This window comes from Paenibacillus jilunlii, assembly GCF_900102965.1.
Classification (GTDB): Bacteria; Bacillota; Bacilli; order Paenibacillales; family Paenibacillaceae; genus Paenibacillus_AQ; species Paenibacillus_AQ jilunlii.
The window spans coordinates 435,138-449,449 of sequence record NZ_FNGM01000003.1 but is presented as its reverse complement, the minus strand read 5'-3'; the positions used below and the strand labels follow the sequence as shown (position 1 = coordinate 449,449).

The 14,312-nt window shown below is 49.5% G+C and carries 11 protein-coding genes; all 11 read left to right on the top strand.

Annotated elements, in window-relative coordinates:
- Positions 1 to 319 precede the first annotated feature (319 nt).
- The 11 genes from BLQ82_RS09070 to BLQ82_RS09020 all read left to right on the top strand — a co-directional run bounded on the left by BLQ82_RS09070 (position 320) and on the right by BLQ82_RS09020 (position 14,246).
- A complete protein-coding gene (locus tag BLQ82_RS09070) occupies positions 320 to 799 on the top strand; it encodes a DinB family protein (protein WP_062528212.1) in 480 nt (159 codons plus the stop codon).
- Positions 800 to 1,056: 257 nt separating this feature from the next.
- Entirely contained in the window at positions 1,057 to 1,983 is a 927-nt protein-coding gene (locus BLQ82_RS09065) for a hypothetical protein (protein WP_062528213.1), read from the top strand.
- Positions 1,984 to 2,184: 201 nt separating this feature from the next.
- A complete protein-coding gene (locus tag BLQ82_RS09060; RefSeq protein WP_062528214.1) occupies positions 2,185 to 3,123 on the top strand; it encodes a GNAT family N-acetyltransferase in 939 nt (312 codons plus the stop codon).
- A 242-nt stretch (positions 3,124 to 3,365) separates the two neighbouring features.
- On the top strand, positions 3,366 to 5,759 hold the full coding sequence (locus BLQ82_RS09055) for a polyprenyl synthetase family protein (protein ID WP_062528566.1): 2,394 nt from the start codon (positions 3,366 to 3,368) through the stop codon (positions 5,757 to 5,759).
- A 45-nt stretch (positions 5,760 to 5,804) separates the two neighbouring features.
- Entirely contained in the window at positions 5,805 to 6,164 is a 360-nt protein-coding gene (locus tag BLQ82_RS09050) for an MmcQ/YjbR family DNA-binding protein (protein WP_062528567.1), read from the top strand.
- Between the two features lie 149 nt (positions 6,165 to 6,313).
- Positions 6,314 to 9,109, top strand: coding sequence for an endo-beta-N-acetylglucosaminidase (locus tag BLQ82_RS09045; protein ID WP_062528215.1), 2,796 nt, complete (start codon positions 6,314 to 6,316; stop codon positions 9,107 to 9,109).
- Positions 9,110 to 9,401: 292 nt separating this feature from the next.
- Positions 9,402 to 10,355, top strand: coding sequence for a helix-turn-helix transcriptional regulator (locus BLQ82_RS09040; RefSeq protein WP_062528216.1), 954 nt, complete (start codon positions 9,402 to 9,404; stop codon positions 10,353 to 10,355).
- A 499-nt stretch (positions 10,356 to 10,854) separates the two neighbouring features.
- The gene (locus tag BLQ82_RS09035; protein WP_062528217.1) at positions 10,855 to 12,090 is read left to right on the top strand and encodes an FprA family A-type flavoprotein; all 1,236 of its coding nucleotides are present in this window, start codon (positions 10,855 to 10,857) and stop codon (positions 12,088 to 12,090) included.
- A gap of 15 nt (positions 12,091 to 12,105) precedes the next feature.
- A complete protein-coding gene (locus BLQ82_RS09030; protein WP_062528218.1) occupies positions 12,106 to 13,329 on the top strand; it encodes an NAD(P)/FAD-dependent oxidoreductase in 1,224 nt (407 codons plus the stop codon).
- Between the two features lie 22 nt (positions 13,330 to 13,351).
- Complete coding sequence (rd, locus tag BLQ82_RS09025) at positions 13,352 to 13,513, top strand: rubredoxin (protein ID WP_039836896.1); 162 nt, start codon at positions 13,352 to 13,354, stop codon at positions 13,511 to 13,513.
- A 25-nt stretch (positions 13,514 to 13,538) separates the two neighbouring features.
- Positions 13,539 to 14,246 carry a Crp/Fnr family transcriptional regulator gene (locus BLQ82_RS09020; RefSeq protein ID WP_062528219.1) on the top strand — a complete coding sequence of 236 codons (708 nt, stop codon included), beginning with the start codon at positions 13,539 to 13,541 and terminating at the stop codon, positions 14,244 to 14,246.
- Positions 14,247 to 14,312: the final 66 nt, after the last annotated feature.

Below are 14,312 nucleotides of genomic sequence, written 5' to 3'. Positions count from 1 at the left end.
GACCGTGTTCTGCTGTATTCGGTGCAATAGATTTTTGGATTTTCGATAAAAGGCCGCTTTTTCAGCGAGTTCTGTTGTATAGAGTGCAATAGAACCGGTTTTTCGGCTGATTTAGAGGGCATCTGCTGCACAAAGTGCAATAGACATTCATGCCGCTCCTTCGCGGCACCATTAGATGGCGGGCTTTCGGGGAAACGCTTTGTGTTTGGCCTTTTAATATGCGGCAGGTATCGTTAAGCTAACGAGCAGGATAATGCGATAATTTCAGGAATACTTATTGAAGGTAGAAATATCAAAGTTATAGGAGGAGGCTGCTCCCATGTTGAAGTTATTCGAGTATAACTGGCAAGTACGCAAAGAATGGTTTGACTGGTGCGACTCGGTGGACGAGACAGAGCTGATAAAGAGACGCACAGGCGGTCCGGGCAGCATTTTCTATACGCTGTTTCACATTGTAGAGTGCGAGTACAGTTGGATAAGCGCATTGCAAGGAAAGCCGATGCCTGAAGAGCCACCGTTCGAGGACTATATCGGTATGCAAAAGATAAGAGATTATTCCGCGCGTTGCCATGCTGAAATCGCTCCATTCATCTACACTTGGGATAGCAGCATGGAAACTCGCATTTTATCCGACCAGAACGCAACGGGCGAATGGGAGAGCTTCAGATATGGGGAGATTATGCGACATGTTCTCGCCCATGAGATCCACCATTTCGGCCAATTGTCGATTTGGTCGCGGGAAATGGGTAAGCAGCCGGTTACCGCAAACTTGATTCGAAGGGGATTGTTCGATATTTAATGTAGCTTGGGATCCTCCTCTAACAGGACGTTAGTCCAGTGTTATTAATCAAAGTATCGGACTTTGCTTATGGACGATCCTCAAAAATCTCAAGAGATGCTAAATACTTGGCATTCCGGATCATCCAGTTGAGCTGCTCGATTTGAGTTTAACGGCACAGAAATCTAGAGATACTATAGGAAATATCTTCTTGTCTACTTTTCACACGAAAATTGTTAAGGTAGGGGGTAGCAATGAATAAGAGGTGAAGAGTTGTGATGACGAAGAAACACTGTTTGTTCTGCGATGAGATTGTCCCCATTGCAACGGAGGGCGATTACGATAGATATCTCGGTTGTTCTTGTTCGCCCGGCGGGTACTACATTCTGCTAAGGGACAGCTATGAATCCATTAATTCACTCCCGCATCCTAAGAAACGCGACATGCTCCATTTGATCTCAGGGTACATCCGGGAGCGGACCGATTGTGAAGAGAAGGTTACGCTAACGTTCAGCGACTTAGAGACCATCGCAAATTCCCCCAAAATTCCAGTGACGATTGAGGATAAAGGGAACCGTCTGCTGCAATATTTGTACAGGCATTCTGAGAGCGCAGGAGATCCTGTTGTTATTCAGCCGCTCTCTGGCAGCTATAACCTGACGTATTCCCCCAATTTGCAGGAACTGGTATATATCATCGATAAGCTCATTAATGAGCAGCTGCTTATACGTGAAGGCATGACCTTTAAGCTTACCGATAAAGGCTGGAGTGAGGCTGCGGCGAGCGCCGGAGGCAAAAAATTAAAGCCGTGTCTCATTCTGACCGCCGAGAAAGAGGAGCTGTGCAGGGAGTGGCAGGAAACGCTTTTGCCAAAAATTGAGCAGCTTGGTTATCTGCCGCGCTTGCTTACCCATGACAACACACAGAACCGTGATCACGATACTTTGGCGCTAATCGCGGACAGCAGACTTATTATTGCGGATTTAACCGGACAGTCTCCTGAGGTGTATTTTGCGGCAGGATATGCCCTTGGCTTGAACATCCCGGTAATCTGGACTGTAAACAACAGCGCAGCAGATAAACTGAATGTACATGCCGGGACTATCCGACCAATCGTATGGGACACGTCTGAAGAACTGGCCGTATTACTGCGGCAGAAGTTGAGTTATGAGCGAATAGAAAAGGGCCGGGGTACAGCCCAATAAATGGTGACAACATCAAAAGCAGGCGCTTCCGCAAGTTCGGGGTGCCTGCTTTTGATGTGACCATGCTCAGACGGCGTATGCAGCGATAACTCAATGGGAAGGGAGAACCTTTTCTGCTAAAATGATTGTAATACATTTTATAGAAAAAGAGGGGTCAATAATCTGCAACCGGAGTTTGATCCCCCCTAAGGAGTATGGTCTATGACGAATTCAACCTTCCGCATACGCCGCCCTTCATTAAATGACGCTCAGGCGGTTTGCGACCTGGTGGCAGCCTGTGATACCGAAGACCTCGGAGCACCTGACATCGTTCTCGACGACGTTCTGGACATGTGGTCCCGCTTCGATCTGGACAACAATGTCTGGATCGTTGAAGACAGAGACTCGGCATTAGTCGGTTATGCTTTTCTTGAGGAGGATAGTGAAGAAAAGCTGTTCAGCTACGGCTGCGTGCTGCCTGCTGCCCGCGGCCGTGGCGTAGGCGCGACGCTCGTTAAGGCGTTAGAAGCGCGGGCCTCAGAACTCCGGAATGCAACGGGTGTCCCGAAGCGTCTGCAAAGTATGATCCCGACGTTATGCGAAGATGCTGTCCGGCTGTTTGAAGCACAGGGCTATGCCCCGGTCCGTTATTTCAAGCGGATGGGAATCCGGCTGGAGACCGAACCGGCTCCGGCCATCCCGCCGGAAGGTTTCACCCTTGAGCCGTTTATGAAGGGGCGGGACGAACAAGCCGTATATGAGGCTTATGTAGAGTCGTTTGCCGATCACTGGGATTTTACAGCGCCGCCTTTCGAGAAATGGGCCGAAAAGACGCTGCTGCCTACCTTTGAGGAACGCTGGTGGTTGATCGCCCGGGACTCGAAGGGAGACGTTGCGGGGTTTGCGCTCAGCCGCATGCGCGACGACCTGCTCTTCATTGAGCAGATTGGCGTACGACGGCCGTTCCGTGGGCGCGGTCTTGCCCTGGCACTGCTGCAGTGCCTGTTCGGGGCATCCTATCACGCAGGGCAAATGCTTGTTTCGCTGGGTGTCGATGCAGCCAACCCTTCGGGTGCATACCGCCTCTATGAACAAGCCGGAATGAAATCTGAGTATGCAATCAGCATTTATGAAAAACCGTTTACTCTTTCCTCTGAATGAAAACAACAGGTAAGCTCTCTGACTAAAAAGGAAAGGCCTTGGTTTTTAAACCGGGCCTTTCTTTTTTTGCAGACGGATGGAAGCATGATAGGCTTAATAGGAGCCAGGTTAATACTGTCCATATGCATCTGGTCGATTTACCTCACTTCGTTGCCGATAGGTAACCAAAAAGATTTTTGAGCGTATAAGGGGTATGATTATGAAGCCCAAAACAAAAATTCGAGCAGAGGTAAAGAATGCATATGAATAAGAACTTTACGGAGAAGGGCGATACGGTGTACCGTTTGGCGGAGCATAAGGCAGCCCAGTATTTTGCAGCCCTGTATAGGCAGGTCATGGACAAAACTTATGTCCCTATATTGACTAAAGATATTCAGTTGTGGAAGAAGAACCATGTCCATCAACGGTCATGGCTGTCTTTTTTTACACGCGGAAAGAGAGCAGGGGGTACACAGGGTGATCAGAAGTACCTGGAATGGCTGAACTATTCAGGCAAACTGGATGACTATTTGGATCGGAGTGTATCCTATATTTACATGAGAGACCTGGGCAAAGCGCTGGATGATCCCCGCACCAAGACCCGGATTCAGCGCGTAGTCACTGACCTGAAAAGACACTTGATGCATTCCGGCACAAATGCGCGGGAGGACCGACCTGGATTGACCGGATTGACCAGCTTAGCCGGATTTTACCGCTGGGCCCAGAAGGAAGGAATCGAAAGCGCCGCGATTTGGGTGATAGACAAACTTAAGAATGTCTCTTCCCATCTTCCGCAGGAAATGGATGCCGGCCAAGCCGAGCGTAAGCTGATCAAAATCATCGTCGGGGTTATTCTGCATGTGGTAGAAGAAATGGATGAACAGACCACTTCCGCTGAACGTACCCGCAGACTGGATGAAGCTATCCGGATCGGGTATTCCTATGGTTTGACCTATCCTTTTATTGACGATCTGCTGGATTCCCAAGTCTTAACGCCTCCCGAAAAAGAACAATATTCCGCAATGATACGCACCGCACTTCTGACGGGAAATGTACCGGAGCTGAGCGAGTGGCCTGGAGTCCATATGGAAATTATTCAATACGTCCATACAGAGCTGCGGACTGCTTTTGAATATATCAAGAGCCTGCAGAAGCCCGAAACCGAAGCGACCTTTTTTGAACAGTCGTATGTGTTTTTTCATTCCCAGGACACCGACCGTAACAAGGATCTGGCTAATGCGAAGTACACCAATGAAGAGCTGTATATCCCTGTCATTTTAAAATCTTCTTCTTCGAGGTTAATTGTCCGTTCGGTGATTAGTGCTTCTGAGGATAAAGGTTTTGAGGAGCGGACCTTCTTTTATGGAATCTATAACCAGCTGGCCGATGATTTTGCGGATATGTATGACGATATGAGGGACGGGGCGGTCACGCCTTATACCTATTATTTAAAATACCGGGAGCAGCGTCCCGATCTAATCAATCCCTATGAACTCTACTGGACGGTAATCTCCCACTTGATCCATAATGTATATCATTCCGATGCCAAGACCCTTGAGGTGATTATAGACCGGGCAATCAACGGACTGAAACGCTGCAAAGAACGCGTAGGTACAGAACAGTATAATGAAATCATGGAGATTTTTGCTTCCGGAAATCCGGAGTTCAACCGCCTCATCCAGGCTATGGTCCGCAAAGCAGACGATGTGGATTTCTTCGACAAGCTGCTCCGGGATCAGATCAATACCCAATTGAAAAACGACCGGATGGAAAAAGAGAAGTTTCAGACGACCATCCGCACGGTCCGGGATCAAATCAACGCTCTGCTGAAGATTCCCAGGCCGGCCGGAAGCCCTCCGATGAAAGAATCACTGATTGAGGCGGCGAATTATAGTCTGACGGGGGACGGGAAGCGGATACGTCCTATTTTGACCTGGGTGCTGGGTGTTGAGGTGTATGGACTGCAGGCAGCTGCGATTGAGCCGCTTCTGAGATCATTGGAATTTATGCATACCGCATCCTTGATCTTCGATGATCTGCCCTCCCAGGATAATGCGCCCACCCGCAGAGGACGGCCAACCTTACATCAGGTGCATAACAGCGCTACGGCGGAACTAACCGGCCTGTATCTGATTCAAAAAGCGATTCAGGAACAGGCGTCGCTTCAGGCTTTCAATCCTGTAACTGTGCTGGCTCTCATGCAATATTCGGCCGAAAAGGCAGAGGATATGTGTATGGGGCAGGCGATGGATTTGCACTCCAAAGGAAAAGCAATGACCCTGGAGCAATTGAATATGATGTGTTTTTACAAAACCGGGTTGGCGTTTGAAGCCTCTTTGGTCATGCCGGCCATTCTGGCCGAGGTACAATCTGCTGAAATCGAAGCGTTGAAGAAATTCGCCTACCATGCAGGCATTGCTTTTCAGATCAAAGATGATCTGCTGGACTTGGAAGGGGACCATCAACTGCTGGGCAAAAATACGCGGATGGATGTGGAAAATAACAATTCGACCTTTGTGTCCGTCCTTGGTCCGGAAGCCGCCAGAATCGAAATGTGGGATCACTACTGCCATGCCGTTGAGGCACTAAATGCAGTTCCCCGCAAAATATCTTTTCTGAACCATTTATTGGACTATATTATTAACCGGAACCGCTAAAACGAGGGAAAATATCAGGAAAGGAACGTTGCTGCTATGAAAAATATGAAAGAAAACATAATAGAATATGGTTTGAAGAAGAAGGGGGCAGTCCCAACGCATCCCTTTGGGCTGGATTCACTGGTGATCAAAGTCGAAAATAGAATGTTTGCACTTATTTTTGAGAATATAGCCAACCAAATGATTATCAATCTAAAATGTGATCCTGTAATCGCCGCAAATTTGCGGGAGCAATATGACAATGTGCGGCCAGGGTACCATATGAACAAGAAACACTGGAACTCAGTCACCCTCGACGGTTCCGTGCCGGAGCAGGATATTTTTTACATGATCGACCATTCCTATGATTTAGTAGTCAAAAAGCTTCCTAAAAGCATCCGTGAATCAATTCAAAATCCCAGCTAACTTTAATTAGTCCAGCATTTCTTTAATTTCTCCACTATTTGTAAGCGAAGATCCGGGATAGATTGGGTGGGAAAGCAAATAAGCAAAGAAGGGGTGAGGGATGGCAACACTTGCAGGACGAAACCACAATTGACGAGGAGGATGGAAGGATGAATATTCCCACCGGTACCCGATCACTTCCTAAGCTGACATCTGCATTGTTGGCTGCTGCTTTGTTAGTTTCAGGTCTTCCCTTAACGGCGTATGCCGGCGACACATGGCCTTTTCAAGGAGACAGTGCTCCTGGTGCCAACCAGCCCAATGTTCATGGTTATACCAGCAGCCATATTGCCAACTGGAGTCCACAGACCGATCCGGATGCTGAACTGCTTAGATCACGTGTGCCGCTGCAGCAGCGGATCGCCCCTTTTGCTGCGACCCAGGCGAATCCGTCGCTCAGCCCGCAGACCCGGATGATGAATGTGGCTGGCGACTACGGCAACGCATTTATTGAGAATGCCCCGTATACGAACAAGTTTGCGCAGTACCACTTTAACTTTTGGCAATATATCGATTATTACTCTTACTGGCATGGCACGGCTACCGCTTATACCCCTCCGGAATATTATGATGAGCTGGCCCAGAAGGACTGGCAGCAGAAATGGTTTGAGTTCGGGATGCTGAATATCCCCAATCCAACCTATACCGATGCAGCGCATAAAAATGGCGTAATGTCCCTGGCCGGCATTTTCTTTTCCAACAATGACCGCGGCCAGCAGACCTACAAGCAGATGATCGTCCGGGATAAGAATGGAAATTTTCCTGTAGCTGATAAAATGATTGAAATGGCAGAGTATTTTGGCTTTGACGGCTATTTTGTCAATCAGGAGGAAATGAATCCGAATGTTGCAGTAGCAGATATTCCGGAATACACCGCATTTATGAAAGCGCTACAAAAGGGCGGACTGTATGTACAATGGTACGATTCACTGAATACCACTACCGGCTCTAACACGTTCGCACGGACGTTGAATGAGTCCAACATCTCCATGCTGGTCGATAAAAGCACAAAGGAGCCGGTATCCAATTCCTTTTTCTTCGATTATGGGGCCGGAAACACCCAGATTACGGGTGCCAACAATTATTTGGCCAATCTGAATAGCAGCCTGGGCACCAGCTACAGCTTATATGATGTGGGGTATGCAGGCCTGGAGGCGGGCCGGGACCGTTTCAAGTCGGTTAATGGTTCAGCACTTGCGGCCAAGCTGGATGCGGGCGGTCTGCCGAGACTTAGTCTCGCTACGCTTGGGGCCGATTTTGTACATGCCGGTCTCGATGAAGATATGGGGCAATCATATCCAGTCTCCCGCAGATCGGAGAATGATTACCAGTGGATGACGCATTTGCGTGAGCAGCTGTGGTGGTCGGGACCCAACGTGAATCCCAAGAATACCGCGAAGCCAGCCGCCAACACCGTCTCGGATGTCTATGCCGACAACCGCTATTGGCCGGGGATTTCTTCTGTGATTGCAGAACGTTCGGTTATTAAGGACAATAACTTTTATACTAATTTCAATACCGGGCACGGGTTGTCGTATTATGTGAACGGTGCAGTCTCCAACAATGAGGAATGGTCCAATATGAGCTTGCAGGACATTCCCGTCACTTGGCAATGGTGGCAGGAGACTACAGGCAACAGGCTTACTGTGGATTTTGACTATGGGCCCGAATACAACCTGTCTGGTACGGAACGTTATATGTATAAGCAGATCGGCGGGTTTAACGGCGGCAGCTCGCTGGTGGTGAACGGAAATCTGAATGCAGAGAATTTCCTGCGTTTATACAAAACAGAGCTCAGCCTGAAGACAAGCTCCAAGCTGTCCATTAGCTACAACAAGCCGGCGGGTGCGAATTCATCTTCGATGGCGGTGGGCATCATATTGGCAGATGATCCGAATACTGTGGTCAAAGTGCCGGTTCCGGACAGCGGCCGTAAAACCAGCGGCTGGGCCACCAAGGAGCTGGATCTGAGCGCCTATGCAGGCCGGACGGTTGCCGCGTTTGGACTCGTCTTTAATCCCGGCCAAGGGGTTGTGAACAATTATCAGATGAATATCGGTCAGATCCGGATAACGGACGGTACTGCCGTAAAACCTGCCGCTCCGGCTGGCCTTACAATTGCTAATGCATTTCCCGATACGAAAGAAATGGTCGCAGAGTGGAAACTGGACCCTGACTACAATAAGGTTAAGCAATACAATGTCTATGTCAATGATGTCTATATGGGCGGTAAATATGATGAGGTGTTCTACCTTAAGCGCCTTCCGGCTAAATCCGGGACACTTAAAGTTGTGGCCGTCGGTGCGGACGGACGGGAAGGGGAAGCAGCCAGCCTGGCTTTTAACCTGAATGCGGCAGTCTCCAATCTGAAGGTGAATTCCCAAGCAGACGGGAAGTTTGCTGTAAGCTGGGCGAATTCAGGCGGTGCAGCAGGGGACATCACCGTCCGCGTGCAGTCCGTGAACTGGATTACAACTGCGGAGCCGGTGCAGCAGCACATCGTTGTTCCAGCAGGCTCCACTTCAACAGAATTCACCGGGATGCCGGTGAACGGCGATGATTACATCGTCACCGTCACGGCAGGCACAGCTGATCCGGTTTCGGTGAGCGGACATTTCATTGATACGATCTCCGAGCCGTATGCGGAAGCGTGGTCCTGGAATCAAGACATGCTGAATTTGCCGATGCCGAACACCAGAGACTGGCGGTATCTGTATGTTTATGAGGATGGGGTGGCGAAATCTTTTGCAACCACCTACAGCTCCGGCAATAAGCCGATGATTGTCCGGGGACGGACAACCAAAGCCTCTCTAAGCTTCCGCTCAACGGCCAATGTTGTGTATGTGGTGATGGAGGACTATGCAGGCAACCGCTCTGAACCGGTGTATTTGAAGGGCAGCCATTAATTACTCTTAAGCCAATGGCCGCACGTGGAGAGAGATCGTTCCCGCCAGTCCGGCTACCAGGAGCAATGCGGTACAGTTCATTATGAATGATGCCCGTTAATTTTACGTTTTCAACAATACAGCCTGCCTAAGGAACTCGCTGCTCCTTGGACAGGCTGTTTTTCGCGGAATTATTGCATACCATACCTGGAGGATAGGCGACATTAACCACAGTCTCAGCCGCATGGAGTTGTTCGTCAGCCGCGATTATTATAAGATGTAACAGACCTATACAGCAGCGGGGGACAAGAAGATGAACAAAACGGAACGGCAGCTTGCCATTACACTAGAGCTCCAGCGGAGCAAAGTGCTTAGAGCGGAAGATTTGGCGGCTCAATTCGAGACCAGCGTGCGGACGATCTACCGCGATATTCAAGCCCTGAGCGAAGCGGGAGTTCCGATTCTTGGCGCTCCCGGGCAGGGATATTCGTTGATGGAAGGGTATTTCCTGCCCCCGGTAGGCTTGACAGCTGAAGAGGCTGTAGCCCTGCTAATGGGGACGGATTTCATTGAACAAAGGCTGGATGCGGAGTACGGCAGCATGTCACAATCTGCCAGACGCAAAATTGAAGCGATTCTGCCGGAGCCGGTGCGTGCCGAGTCGGCGCGCGTACGGGAAACGATGAGGCTTCTTCAAGCGGGAGAACCGGTAACCCACCGGAAGGAAAAGGACTACCTCGGACAAACCCGGCGCGCGATCCTGGAGCGGCGCAAGTTAAGCTTTACGTATCTGAAAAAAATGCCGGATGCGGACGGCAGCCGCATGAGCAGCCGTGAGGTTGACCCCTATGGCCTGGCGCTCGTCCAGGGGAACTGGACGCTGATCGCCCGCTGCGGTCTCCGGCAGGATATCCGCCATTTCCGGTTGTCACGGATGACAGAGCTTGCGGTGCTGGAAGAGCGCTTCTCCGTCCCGGCCGGATTTAACCTGAGCCGTTACCGCCCGCCTGACGACCGTAACTTACGCGTAGTCGTTCGGGTGAATCTGAATATTGCCGACAAAATTATCGAGACTGTTAATTATTATTTGGAGACCACCGAAGAGCGGGAGGACGGTCTTCTGGTTACTTTTCGCATCCGGCAGCCGGAGGAACTGCTGCCCTATGTCCTGGGATGGGGAGGAGATGCCGAAGTGCTGGAACCGGAGTTTTTCCGCTGCCGGATTCGGGAAGAGGCGGAAAAGATGTTCAAGCGGTATGAAAGGTAATGCCATCGAGTATACAGTGGCTTTGCAGAAGGACCACGAAATCGGAAGCTGGAAGGGTAGAATCGCAGGGAGTGGCAGGAAGTTGGCAGGGAGTGGCAGGAAACTGAAGTGGAATAAGTATCTTTAGATGTGCTCAAATGCCTTCTGCAGAGGGAATAGTGGGAATTAGTAGAGTTAATTTTAGCGATTTCACCTGCAAAGCTGCGAATTGCTCGGATTAGGTCTACTTTTTCCAACTAATATTAGCAGAGAAGCTCTGGAGTCACGGCCAACCCAATATCGAAAAATCTCAAGTTCAGTTTATATAGTCATATCTCAAAAGTGATCCAACGCATAATCCTTTGGCGATAACGGTGTATATTCAAAGTATAAATATAGTTTGAAACTTTTAAGCTGTGCTTTGAAAGTTTTCAAAATGTGATTGTAATCCTCCTTTTCACTTAGCCTCCATTATAGAATGAGGTTGTTGATAAACATTATCATTCAGGAGGCTGAGCTTATGAACACAGAATATAAGATTGCACAAGATACGTATTGGGTCGGTAAAATTGATAACCGCGAGGTCCCGTTTCATCGTCTGATTCTGGCGAAGGGAACAACCTATAACTCCTACCTGCTAAAAACCGGCAAGCCGACGGTGATTGATACCGTGGATATGGAATTTGGACGTGAGTATGCGGAGCGGCTCAGCCAGTTCATTGATCCCATGGATATTGAGTATATCGTCATCAACCATACAGAGCCTGACCATTCCGGGGGATTGGCTGCGCTGGCCTCCCGGGCTTTGAACGCCACGATTGTCTGCACCGCGATTGCTGTGCCGGAGCTGCAGGAAATGTATAAGCTTCACAGCCGGAACTTTCTCGTTGTGAACGATGGGGATACGCTGGATATCGGCGGTAAAACCCTGTTGTTCAAAGAGACACCCTATCTTCATACTGCTGAAACGATGATCACCTATTGTGTGGAAGATAAAATCCTCTTCCCTTGCGATATCTTCAGCACCCATGTTGCGGTAGAGAAGCTGTTCAGCGATGAAGCAGGGTTCGACATTACGGAGGATTTCAAGGGCTATTACAGTGCAATCATTCACCCTCACCGCAGATATGTCAGAACACTAATCGACGCCGTCCAGGACCTGGATATTGAGATGATCGCACCTTCCCACGGGTTCTTAATCCGGGAAAATATCCGGAAATATATTGATCTCTACGATGTGCTCAGCCGTGAAACGAATGAAGGCAAAAAAGCGGCAATTGTCTACACCACGCTCAAGAACAATACCAAAAAAATGGCGAACATCCTCCGGGATTGCCTGAAGGAAAATCATATCGAGACCGAAGTATGGGATGCTGACAAGAGCAGCGCAGCGGAAATTCTGAGCAGCATCGCCTCAGCCGACGCCGTATTTGTCGGAAGCTCTACCAGATATGCGGATATGATCGGCAACCTGGAGCCTATTCTGAAAGAAATGCAAAATATGAATCTGGAAGGCAAACTCGCAGCTGCTTTTGGTTCCTATGGATGGAGCGGGGAAGCCATAGAGGTCATTCAGGATTATCTGAACGCTACCAACATGACCGTACAGAGTACATCCGAAGTAATCAAATCAACAGGGATGATCCATGTGGAATTTCCGATCCGGGTGCGTTTCTCACCGAAGGATGCTGATAAGGTGCAAAAAATCAAAAATGCTGCGGAATTTGTTTCGGATCTGCTGCTCAGTGCTTACTAAGGGGGGCGAATGCACATGTCCAAACATTATGTGATTGTAGGCAGCGGGGTGGCCGCCGTTCATGCCGCCAAGGCGATTCGTGATCGGGAGCCGGATACGGATACGGAGATCTCCATCCTTGGGGAGGAGGCGCATCTTCCGTATAACCGGATTAAGCTGACCAAGGGGTTGTTCACCGATTTGCACAGTGAGAAGGTTTTGATCAAAAAGGAAAAATGGTACAAGGACAACCGAATCAACGTCCACACTTCTACCCGTGTCACTCATATCAACACGGACCGTCAGCAGGTGGAAACTGCTGACGGCCGACAGATTGCGTATCATAAGCTTCTGCTCTGCATGGGGGCGAGAAACCGCGCGCTCCCTGTGGAAGGTGCGGGGCTGAAGAACGTTCATACTATCCGGAATTTACAAGATGCCGATAGGCTGAAAGCCAGCCTCGAAAGCGGCAACCGTATCGTTGTCATCGGCGGTGGGGTGCAGGGGCTGGAAACCGCATGGGCCTTGCATGAAGCCGGATACGAAGTGACCGTTGTCGAAGCGGCACCACGGTTGATGATCAGACAACTGGATGAAACTTCTTCACAGATGCTCAAGCAGACCCTCGAACAGTCTGGGGTAAAAGTCATTCTTCATTCCGGCGTAACCTCGATCACGGGAGAAGAGGCCGTTACTGGAGTTACACTTGACGATGAATCTGCAGTTGCTTGCGATCATGTCGTTTATTCGATTGGCATCGTACCGGACACAAAGCTTGTGCAGGATACACCGATTGATACCCGTTCAGGTATTATCGTTAACCCCAATATGGAGACCAGCGCTCCGCATGTATATGCTGCCGGGGATATCGCCGAAATGAACGGACAAGTTGAAGGCTTATGGGGAGGAGCTATGGAGCAGGGCCGTGTTGCCGGCAACAATATGGCAGCGAGTGAACCTGCGGCTTATCGCAAAGCCGTTCCGGTTACCTACTTTAATGCGTTTGGAATATCGCTTTTTTCCATTGGAATGACCGATGAATCACAGTGTGACGTGAGTATGTCCGCGCAGGAGAACGGCATTTACACACAGATATTTGTGAAAGATAACACAATAACCGGTGCTATTTCCTGGGAAGGCGCAGCGGCTTCACTGGTCTATAAATCTGCCATTGAGACGGGCTGCAGCCTGGAGGGCATTGATCTTTCCAGCAGCCTCCCAGAGATCATGTCGGAAGTTCAAACAAGATTACAAAACTAATTATAAACTGGAGATGAACCTGATGAAAAAATATGTATGTGAACCCTGCGGTTATATTTATGATCCTGCGATTGGCGACCCCGATGAGGATGTGGCACCGGGCACTGCATTTGAAGATCTGCCGGAGGATTGGGTCTGCCCGGTCTGCGGAGAAGACACCAGCCATTTTTCACCCATTTCATAGATTTTAAGAAAAGGAGAGACCCGAGATGCCGGAACATTCCTGTCAAAATGCCGCAGAGCCCTGTACCCGCAAGGTGCCGATCTTCGCTTCGTTGTCTGGTGCCGATCTCTCCCGGATCAGCGCTATGATTATCCACCGGAAATATACCAAAGGACAGCCGCTGATTCTGGAAGAGCAGCCGACCGATACCTTGTTCATAATTCAGCAGGGGCAAGTTAAATTGTCCAAAATGACGCCGCAGGGGAAGGAGCAGATCCTGCATATTTTAACCGCAGGTGATTTCTTTGGTGAGTTAAGCATCTTTAACAGCGATGAGCTCAGCAACTTTAGTGCTTATGCACTGAAAGACACCAGCATCTGCATGCTGACCAGAGCGGATATGGAGCGGATCATGCTGGAAAATCCGGACATCGCCTTCAAGCTGCTAAAGACGGTTACCAAAAGACTGGCCCATACTGAAAATCTGGCGCAAAGTCTGGCAACCAAGGACCCTGAAATCCGTATTGCCTACATGATTCTGGAGCTTAGCGATATCTATGGCAAAATGCGCGGCGGCCGAATTCATATTGATCTCCCGCTGTCCCGTGAAGAGCTGGCCAATTATGCAGGTGTTACCCGGGAAACCATCAGCCGGAAATTCGCCATCTTTGAAGACTTGGGACTGATTGAGCTGATCGGCAACAAACGGATGGTTATACGGAACAGGCCTTCTTTGGAGAAATACATCGATTAAACCATAAACCTAACCAAACGGGTACACTGTCCGGCGAAGGACGGTGTACCCGTTTGGTGTAATGGT

Excerpts from the sequence above, each read along its gene's own strand:
- BLQ82_RS09070 (WP_062528212.1), top strand. The coding sequence starts at position 320 with ATGTTGAAGTTATTCGAGTATAACTGGCAAGTACGCAAAGAATGGTTT.
- BLQ82_RS09065 (WP_062528213.1), top strand. The coding sequence starts at position 1,057 with ATGACGAAGAAACACTGTTTGTTCTGCGATGAGATTGTCCCCATTGCA.
- BLQ82_RS09060 (WP_062528214.1), top strand. The coding sequence starts at position 2,185 with ATGACGAATTCAACCTTCCGCATACGCCGCCCTTCATTAAATGACGCT.
- BLQ82_RS09055 (WP_062528566.1), top strand. The coding sequence starts at position 3,366 with ATGAATAAGAACTTTACGGAGAAGGGCGATACGGTGTACCGTTTGGCG.
- BLQ82_RS09050 (WP_062528567.1), top strand. The coding sequence starts at position 5,805 with ATGAAAGAAAACATAATAGAATATGGTTTGAAGAAGAAGGGGGCAGTC.
- BLQ82_RS09045 (WP_062528215.1), top strand. The coding sequence starts at position 6,314 with ATGAATATTCCCACCGGTACCCGATCACTTCCTAAGCTGACATCTGCA.
- BLQ82_RS09040 (WP_062528216.1), top strand. The coding sequence starts at position 9,402 with ATGAACAAAACGGAACGGCAGCTTGCCATTACACTAGAGCTCCAGCGG.
- BLQ82_RS09035 (WP_062528217.1), top strand. The coding sequence starts at position 10,855 with ATGAACACAGAATATAAGATTGCACAAGATACGTATTGGGTCGGTAAA.
- BLQ82_RS09030 (WP_062528218.1), top strand. The coding sequence starts at position 12,106 with ATGTCCAAACATTATGTGATTGTAGGCAGCGGGGTGGCCGCCGTTCAT.
- rd (WP_039836896.1), top strand. The coding sequence starts at position 13,352 with ATGAAAAAATATGTATGTGAACCCTGCGGTTATATTTATGATCCTGCG.
- BLQ82_RS09020 (WP_062528219.1), top strand. The coding sequence starts at position 13,539 with ATGCCGGAACATTCCTGTCAAAATGCCGCAGAGCCCTGTACCCGCAAG.